The 7,217-nt window shown below is 71.4% G+C and carries 6 protein-coding genes and 1 pseudogene; 3 read left to right on the top strand and 4 right to left on the bottom strand.

The window, feature by feature from the left end; all coding sequences use genetic code 11:
- A pseudogene (locus tag GX015_RS00270) lies at positions 1-1,061 on the top strand (hypothetical protein); the annotation flags it as partial.
- A gap of 150 nt (positions 1,062-1,211) precedes the next feature.
- On the opposite strand, the gene GX015_RS00265 reads toward GX015_RS00270, so the two are convergent.
- A complete protein-coding gene (locus tag GX015_RS00265) occupies positions 1,212-1,910 on the bottom strand; it encodes a hypothetical protein (protein WP_291341903.1) in 699 nt (232 codons plus the stop codon).
- Between the two features lie 149 nt (positions 1,911-2,059).
- Between GX015_RS00265 and GX015_RS00260 the strand changes: the two genes are divergently transcribed.
- Complete coding sequence (locus tag GX015_RS00260) at positions 2,060-3,076, top strand: sucrase ferredoxin (protein ID WP_291341901.1); 1,017 nt, start codon at positions 2,060-2,062, stop codon at positions 3,074-3,076.
- Between the two features lie 286 nt (positions 3,077-3,362).
- On the opposite strand, the gene GX015_RS00255 is transcribed toward GX015_RS00260, so the two are convergent.
- From GX015_RS00255 to GX015_RS00245, 3 genes are read right to left on the bottom strand one after another with little or no spacing between them, the layout of a single operon-like run.
- Positions 3,363-4,076, bottom strand: coding sequence for a methionine ABC transporter permease (locus tag GX015_RS00255; protein WP_291341900.1), 714 nt, complete (start codon positions 4,074-4,076; stop codon positions 3,363-3,365).
- A complete protein-coding gene (locus tag GX015_RS00250) occupies positions 4,073-5,233 on the bottom strand; it encodes a methionine ABC transporter ATP-binding protein (RefSeq protein ID WP_291341899.1) in 1,161 nt (386 codons plus the stop codon). The genes GX015_RS00255 and GX015_RS00250 overlap by 4 nt, the downstream gene beginning before the upstream one ends.
- On the bottom strand, positions 5,223-6,119 hold the full coding sequence (locus tag GX015_RS00245) for a MetQ/NlpA family ABC transporter substrate-binding protein (RefSeq protein ID WP_291341898.1): 897 nt from the start codon (positions 6,117-6,119) through the stop codon (positions 5,223-5,225). Before GX015_RS00245 ends, GX015_RS00250 begins: the two co-directional genes overlap by 11 nt.
- A 249-nt stretch (positions 6,120-6,368) precedes the next feature.
- Here GX015_RS00245 and GX015_RS00240 point away from each other — a divergent pair.
- Positions 6,369-7,217, top strand: an 849-nt coding sequence (locus tag GX015_RS00240; protein WP_291341897.1) for a PHP domain-containing protein, incomplete at its 3' end; no start/stop codon positions are given.

Here is a 7,217-nt window from a genome sequence, read left to right as displayed (position 1 = left end):
GGCGGGTGTCGCCGCGCACCCCGCCCCGGGATTTGGCGATCGTGCACCGGCCGGAGGAGACGCTGACCCGCGTCGATGCGGCGGCGTTCATCTCGCGCGCGTTGGCTGCGAAGCTGCATGCCCGGCTGCGCGAGCACGGGTTGGCCTGCCACCGGTTGGCGGTGACGGCGGAGTTCACCGACGGCACCGAGTTGCGCCGCGTGTGGCGCTGCGCCGGCCCCCTCGGCGAGGCGGCCACCGCCGACCGGGTGCGCTGGCAACTCGACGGATGGCTCACGGGGCGGAACATCGCCGCGGCCGGTGAGGTTTCCGGAACCTCGGCGAAGCGCGGGGTGGATGGCCCCGGCGATGACTTCGGGGATGCGCATGACAACCCTGGTGCCCCCGATGACTTCGACTTTTCCGACGATTCCCCCGACGCCCGCGGCATCGCGGCGCTGACGCTGGAACCGCTGGAGGTCATCGTCGCCGGCGTCGAACGCGATGCGCTGTGGGGCGGCGCCGACGCGGCCTCCGAACGGGCGGGCCGCGCCGCCGCCCGCGTGCAGGGATTGCTAGGGCCGGAAGCCGTGCGCAGGCCCGTCGACGTCGGCGGGCGCGGCCCCTCCGAACGCGTCGCCATGGTCCCCGTGGGGGAGGAGGCCCCTGCCGCCTCCGGCCCGTGGCCCGGGGCGCTACCCGCGCCGAATCCGGCCGTCACGCCCGGTGGGGCACGGCTGCAGTCACAGTCGCCGTCGCCATCGCCGTCGGCGCGGCACCCGGCGTCGAAAGTCGAACTGTGCGACGCCACCGGCAATGCCATCGCCGTCACCGGGCGCGGCACCCTCACCGCGACCCCCGCGCTCCTGCGCTGGGGCGGACGAGATCACGCCGTCACCGCCTGGGCCGGGCCGTGGCCCGTCGACGAACGCTGGTGGACCCCCGACGACGCGCACCGCGCCGCCCGCATGCACGTGGCCGTGGACGGCGGCGGTGGCGGCGGCAGGGGCTCCCGCGGCCCGCAGGCGTTCCTGCTCATCGGCCACGCCGGGAAGTGGCGCATCGAAGGGAGGTACGGGTAGCGGGACACGGACGGGAGGCACGGCCAGACGGCATGGCGGGGAGGTGCGGCCGGCGGTGAGAAGACCGGGTCTGTCACGGGCCGGGCGCACGAAAAACCGGCGCCCGATGATCGGGGCGCCGGTGCGTCGTAAAGCGAAAAAGGAGGGGAACTACCCCGTCTGGATGTCGATGATCAGCCGCGTCGGGTTCTGGGCCTTGAACACCTTGAACGGACGGCGCTCGCCATCGACGCCCGCGACGTACTGGGTCGAACCCTCGAACGTGCCGAACCCGCGAACCTCCGAAATCGCCGACGTGCCCTCCGGCTTCACCGGCCCCGTGGGGTAGTCCTCGACGTTGAAGTCGAACGGGTAGCCCGTGCCGCGGACGTCGATGGCCAGCTTGTGCGCGCCGCTGACGCTGATCGGGTTGCCGCTGCCCTGCTGGGTCGGCATGTCCTCGTACCGCACCCAATACCCCGGCGTGCCCTCGCCCATGAACTCGATGACGATGCGGTCGAAACCGTCGTGCGAACCGATGCGGACGTCCTTGATGCCCAGGTAAGAACCGTCCGCCGGGGCGGCCTCGGCCGGGGCGGCGGAGTAATCGCCCTCCGGGGCGGCCTCCGACTCCAGCGTCGCCGGCGAACCGCCGGTGCTGGACCCCGCGTCGCCGTTGCCGTTGCCGTTGGCGCCGGCCGACGACGACGCGCCCTCCGAGCGCATCGACACCGCCGAGTCGACGTCCGGGTCATCGCCGGACGAGCATGCGGCGACGCCGAAGGCCAGGGAGCCTGCGGCGATCACCGCCACCACGGAACGGGCGGCGGCACGATTCGATCGGGGCGAGGTGCGGAGGTCGAACATCATGGAATCGACCGTAGGTCCGCCCCACTTGAATGGCAATCAGCCGCCGGGGCAAAAGCCCAGGTCGCTGGGGACAGAGTTGAAAGTGTTGTAAAACGGTGACCTGATGGGGGCGGCGAACGTGGCGCAGACCACCTTGTTAGGCTTGGCGCATGACGGATTCCGTGTGCTCCGACCTCGGACATGAGCCGCTGCCGGGGACGGCGAAGAGCGGCACGCTGTTCATCGCGCTCGAGCACCAGTACGGGTGGAGCCACGACATCCTCGACGGCGGGGTGTTCGGCGACGAGCTCACCGGCCGCATCAAGGAGTGGCTCGCCGAGCGCGGCGGGTCGCTGCAGTTGATCCGCAAGCCGGGGCGGCTGGGCCAGATCCCCTGCGGGGGCGTGACCATGTACGTGGCGCACTGCCCGCCGCGGATCGGGGGCGACGAGGAAGAAGGCGCCGACACCGCGACCGCCGCGATCACCCGCCCGCATCTCGAGGTCCGCCAGGTCGCCGACGTCGAGGAGATGCTGTCGTTGGACATCCGGCTGGGGCGGCCGACGGAGGGGGCGCGGGCCGTCGACAAGCCTTTGCTGCTGGTGTGCACGCACGGCAAGCGGGACCGCTGCTGCGCGGTGAAGGGCCGGCCGATCGCGCAGGCGCTCAACAACGTCCACCCGGACGTCGTGTGGGAGACCTCGCATTCCAAGGGCCACCGCTTCGCGCCGGCGCTCGTGCTGCTGCCGTGGAATTACTCGTACGGCCGGCTGTCGGCGGTGGAGACCAACGAGATGCTTCACGACGCCTCGTCCGGCGTCCTCCATGCCTCGGGCTGCCGCGGCCGTGGGGTGTGGGACGCCCGCGGACAGGTCGCCGAGCTGGCCGCGCGCGAGGAATCCGGGGAGTGGCGCCTCGACGCGGTGGCGGCGGTGGCCGTGTCCGACGTCGCCGACGCCGTGCTCGCGGACGGCGAGGAGAAGCTTTCGCCGGAGATGCTCCGGCGCCTGCGCGGAGTGCTGGTCGATGCGCCGGCCGCCGACGCCGCCGCCGTCGTGGAGTTCGACGACGGGCGGGCGTTCGGCGTGGCACTGGAGAAGATGGTCACCGAGGGCGTCGTCTCCTCCTGCGGCGACGCGCCCGGCCCGAAGAAGGGCTGGCGGGCGCTCGTCGCCGCGGAGCTCTAGCGCCGCACCCGCGTTCGCGGGGGCCGGCGCCGGGAATCGCCCCGACACCGGCGATTGAGCTGGGATTCTTCCGGGGCGTTCACGGAGAAAGACGCCGGGTGGACAGAAGACGTGGTTGACCACATCTTTCTGTCCACCCGGCGTCTTTCCTTGGGGAGGAGGGGGAGGAGGGGGGCGTCGGTGGTGCGGCGACGGCGCGGGCCGACCAGGTGGTGCGGTGGCGGTGCACCGCTCGGCCGCGGAGCCCTGCCGCCGCGGCACCTTCCGGCACCGCAGCGGCGCGGATCTAGCGGCGCATGACCTTCTTCGCCAGGAAATTGCCCAGCAGCTGGGCGGCCTGGACGATGAGGATGATCACCAGGGTGGTCACCAGTGTCACGTTCCAGTCGAAGGCGCGGTAGCCGTAGACGATGGCGAAGTCGCCGAGCCCGCCGCCGCCGATGTAGCCGGCCATGGCGGACATGTCGACCACCGCGATGAACGCGAAGGTGTAGCCCAGGATCAGCGGGCCGAGCGCCTCGGGGACGATGACGGTGCGGATGACCCGCCACGGGCTGGCGCCCATCGCGCGCGCCGCCTCGATGACGCCGGGATCGATGGCCATGAGGTTCTGCTCGACCAGGCGGGCCACCGCGAAGGACGCGGCGATGACCATGACGAAGATCGCCGCCTCGGTGCCGATGGTCTTGCCCACCGCGAGTTTGGTCAGTGGGCCGACGGCGGTGACCAGGATGATGAACGGGATGGGGCGCACGAAGTTCACGGCCACGTTGAGCAGCGTGTACAGCGGGCCCGACGGCAGGACGCCCGACGAGCGCGAGACGTACAGCAGCACGCCGAGCGCGAGGCCGATGAGGCCGCCGATGATCATGGTCAGGCCGACCATCCACAGCGTTTCGCCGAACGCCTCCCACATGCGCGGGCCGAGCTGGTCCCAGTTGGTGTCGCGGGCGAGGATTTCGGTGGTCGCGGCCGCCGTGATGGTGGTGGTTGCGCTCATCGGATGACCTCGCTTTCGGTGAATTCGGACAGCTTGGCGACGACGCGCTCGGCAGCCGCGGCGACGTCGCGGTGCGCGGCGTCCCCGGCGCCGGCAGCGGTTCCGGTTCCGGTTCCGGCCGCGCTGAGGCGCAGAGTCAATCGGCCGAAGGACCGGGCCTGCACGTTGGTCACGGATCCGTGCGCCACGGTGGCGTCGAGCCCTTCGGCGCGGGCGACGTCGAGGACGTGGCCCAGGGGGACGTCGTCGTCGACGCGGACGGTGACGAGTGCGGCGGCGCCGTCGTCAAGCGAACCCTTCGCCGAATCAAGCTCCCGGCCCTCCGGACGGTCCCGCAGCGCGGTGGCGGCGAAACGCCGGCCGACCTCGGTGGTCGGGTGCGCGAACAGGTCGTGGACGGAGGCGTGCTCGACGACGCGGCCGTTTTCCATCACCGCGACGTGGTCGGCGATGGCGCGCACCACCGACATCTCGTGGGTGATCAGCACGATGGTCACGCCGAACGTGCGGTTGACCTCGCGCAGCAGCTCCAGGACATCCGCCGTGGTCTCCGGGTCGAGGGCAGAGGTGGCCTCGTCGGCGAGCAGCAGCGACGGGTTCGTGGCCAGCGCGCGGGCGATGCCGACGCGCTGCTTCTGCCCGCCGGACAGCTGCTCCGGGTAGGAATCGCCGCGGTCGCCGAGGCCGACGAACTCGAGGAGCTCGGCGACGCGGGCCTTGCGCTCGGCGCGGCCCATGCCCGCCAGTTCCAGCGGGTAGGCGACGTTGCCGGCCACCGTGCGGGAGGTGAAGAGGTTGAACTGCTGGAAGATCATGCCGATGTCCCGGCGCACCGCCCGCAGCTGCTTTTCCTTCATCCCGGCGATGTCCGTGCCGTTGAGCAGCACGCTGCCGGAGGTGGGGGACTCCAGGCCGTTGACCAGACGGATCAGCGTCGACTTGCCGGCGCCCGAGTAGCCGATGACGCCCAGGACACCGCCCGGCTCGACGGACAGCGTCACGTCGTCGAGGGCGCGGGTCGCGGACTTGCCGGAGCCGAAGACCTTGGAAACGCCGCGCAGCTCGACGCGGGTGCCGGGCCGGCGGTCCGCGGTGGCGGAACCGTCGGCGGCGGCGGTGGCGTCGAGCTGGTCGGGCGTGCCGTGATTACTCGGCATCGGGGTTCTCGCGGGCGTCCTTCTCGGCACGCTCCAGGATCTCCTCGAGCTCGGCGGCCGGGCGGTTGACCGGGACGGAGGTGCCGCGGGAATCGCGGTCCACGGCTGCGAGGACCTCGGGGTCGTGCCACAGCTCCGCCAGCTTCTTCAGGTCCGCGTTGTCCTTGTTGGCCTGCGTGGTGGCGAAGACGTTGATGTACGGCTCGGCGGCCGCGTCCTCCGGGTCATCCTGGAAGATCGCGGTGTTCGGGTCGATGCCGGCGCGCTCCAGGAAGGAGTTGTTGATGACGGCCGGGGTGCCCTCGCCGTAGGCGGCGGTGGTCTGGGCGGCGTCGATCGGGGTGACACTGACGCGGGACTTCTCCGTGTCGATGTCCAGCGGCGACGGGTTGGCGGAATCGCCCTTGAGCGCGATCAGCCCGGCCTTCTCCAGGACGCTGAGGGCGCGGCCCTGGTTGGTGGAGTCGTTGGGGATGACCACCTCGGTGCCGTCCTCGATGTCCTCGACCTTGTCGCCGCCCGTCCAGAACAGCGCCAGCGGGACGATCTCGGTGGAGCCGATCGGGGTGAGGTCCTGGTCGGAGCCGACGTTGTACTGCGCCAGGTACTTGAGGTGCTGGAACAGGTTGACGTCGAGCTCGCCCTCGGACAGGGCGGTGTTGACCGGCGGGTACTCGGAGAACTCCACGACCTCGAGGTCGATGCCGGCGTCGGCGGCCTTCGTCTCGAAGACGCTCCACGCCTCCTTCTCTCGGTCGGTGGTGCCGATGCGGATGGTGTCGCCCTCGGCGAGGGGTGCCGCGGGCTCGTCGTTGCCGCAGGCCACCAGGCCGGTGGCCGCGAAGGCCAGGGCGACGGCGCCGGCTGCGAAACGTCGCAATGCCATGTGCTTCTCCTTTGATGCGGGCCCGTCGCGCTGTTCGCGAATAGACCAAGCTGTCTTGTTGTGGGATCAGCGTAGCACCCGGGGCGGATCGAGTGGAAAGCGTCGTGAATCTCGTTCCCGGCGTCGCGGGTCGTGCGGTGTTCGCGGATTGCTTTGCGACGGTCGTTCAGCGGCGTGGTTCACCTTCATGACCTGGCGTGTTCGAATGGGTGTTCGCGTAAATCCCCGTGCGGGTCTACCGTGTGGGCCATGAGCGTGTGGAGGGGTTCCGCGGGAGGCGTCGGTGGCGATGGCCGTGATGGCGGCGCCGGTTCCGGCGATGCCGGCGGTGCCGGTGGTTCGCGCCGCGAAGGTCCGCTGAGCTGGTCGCGCATCGAGAGGATCCTCTCCGGCAAGTCGGTGGGGAAGCTCACGCCGGGGTACGGCATGAACGGGAATCGCCGGAGTGGTGGCCATGCCGCCGCCGGTGGGGCGGCGAATGGTGCGGTGAGCGGTGCGGCGGGCGATGCGACTGGCGGAGAAGCGAATGCCCGGGCGAATGGAGGTGTGGCCGCGTCGGGGAGTGGCGGTGGCGTCGGCGGCGTCGACCTGCATTGCCGCTCCAGCTATTCCTTCCTGCACGGGGCGTCGGATCCCGCGGATCTGGTGGACGAGGCCGTGCGGTTGGGGCTGACGGCGCTGGGCATCGCGGACCGCGACGGCTTCTATGGCGTGGCGCGGTTCGCCGAGGCGGCGGCGGAGGCGGGGCTGGCCACGATCATCGGCGCGGAGCTGTCGCTGCCGCAGGCGCCGCTGACGGTGCTGGCGCGTGGGCCGGAGGGGTACCGGCGGCTCAGCCACGCCATCAACGACGCGCTGATGTCCGGCGGGGAGAAGGGCGTGGCCCGGTATCCGGCGCTGCCGCAGCTGGCGGAGGCCGCCGGTGGGCAATGGCAGGTGCTGGCCGACGTCGCCTGGCTGCCGCACCTCGCCGACCTGGTCTCGGCGTTCGGTGCGGAGCACGTCGCGGTGGACCACCACGCGGACCTGACCCCGGCGGCCGCCGACGATCAGCGGGATCTCGCCGCCGCGGCCGCCGCACACGGACTGCGGCAGGTG

This window comes from Corynebacterium sp. (assembly GCF_012837295.1).
Taxonomy (GTDB): domain Bacteria; phylum Actinomycetota; class Actinomycetes; order Mycobacteriales; family Mycobacteriaceae; genus Corynebacterium.
Note: the sequence above shows the minus strand (reverse complement) of the source record. Positions and strands in the feature narration are given on the sequence as shown.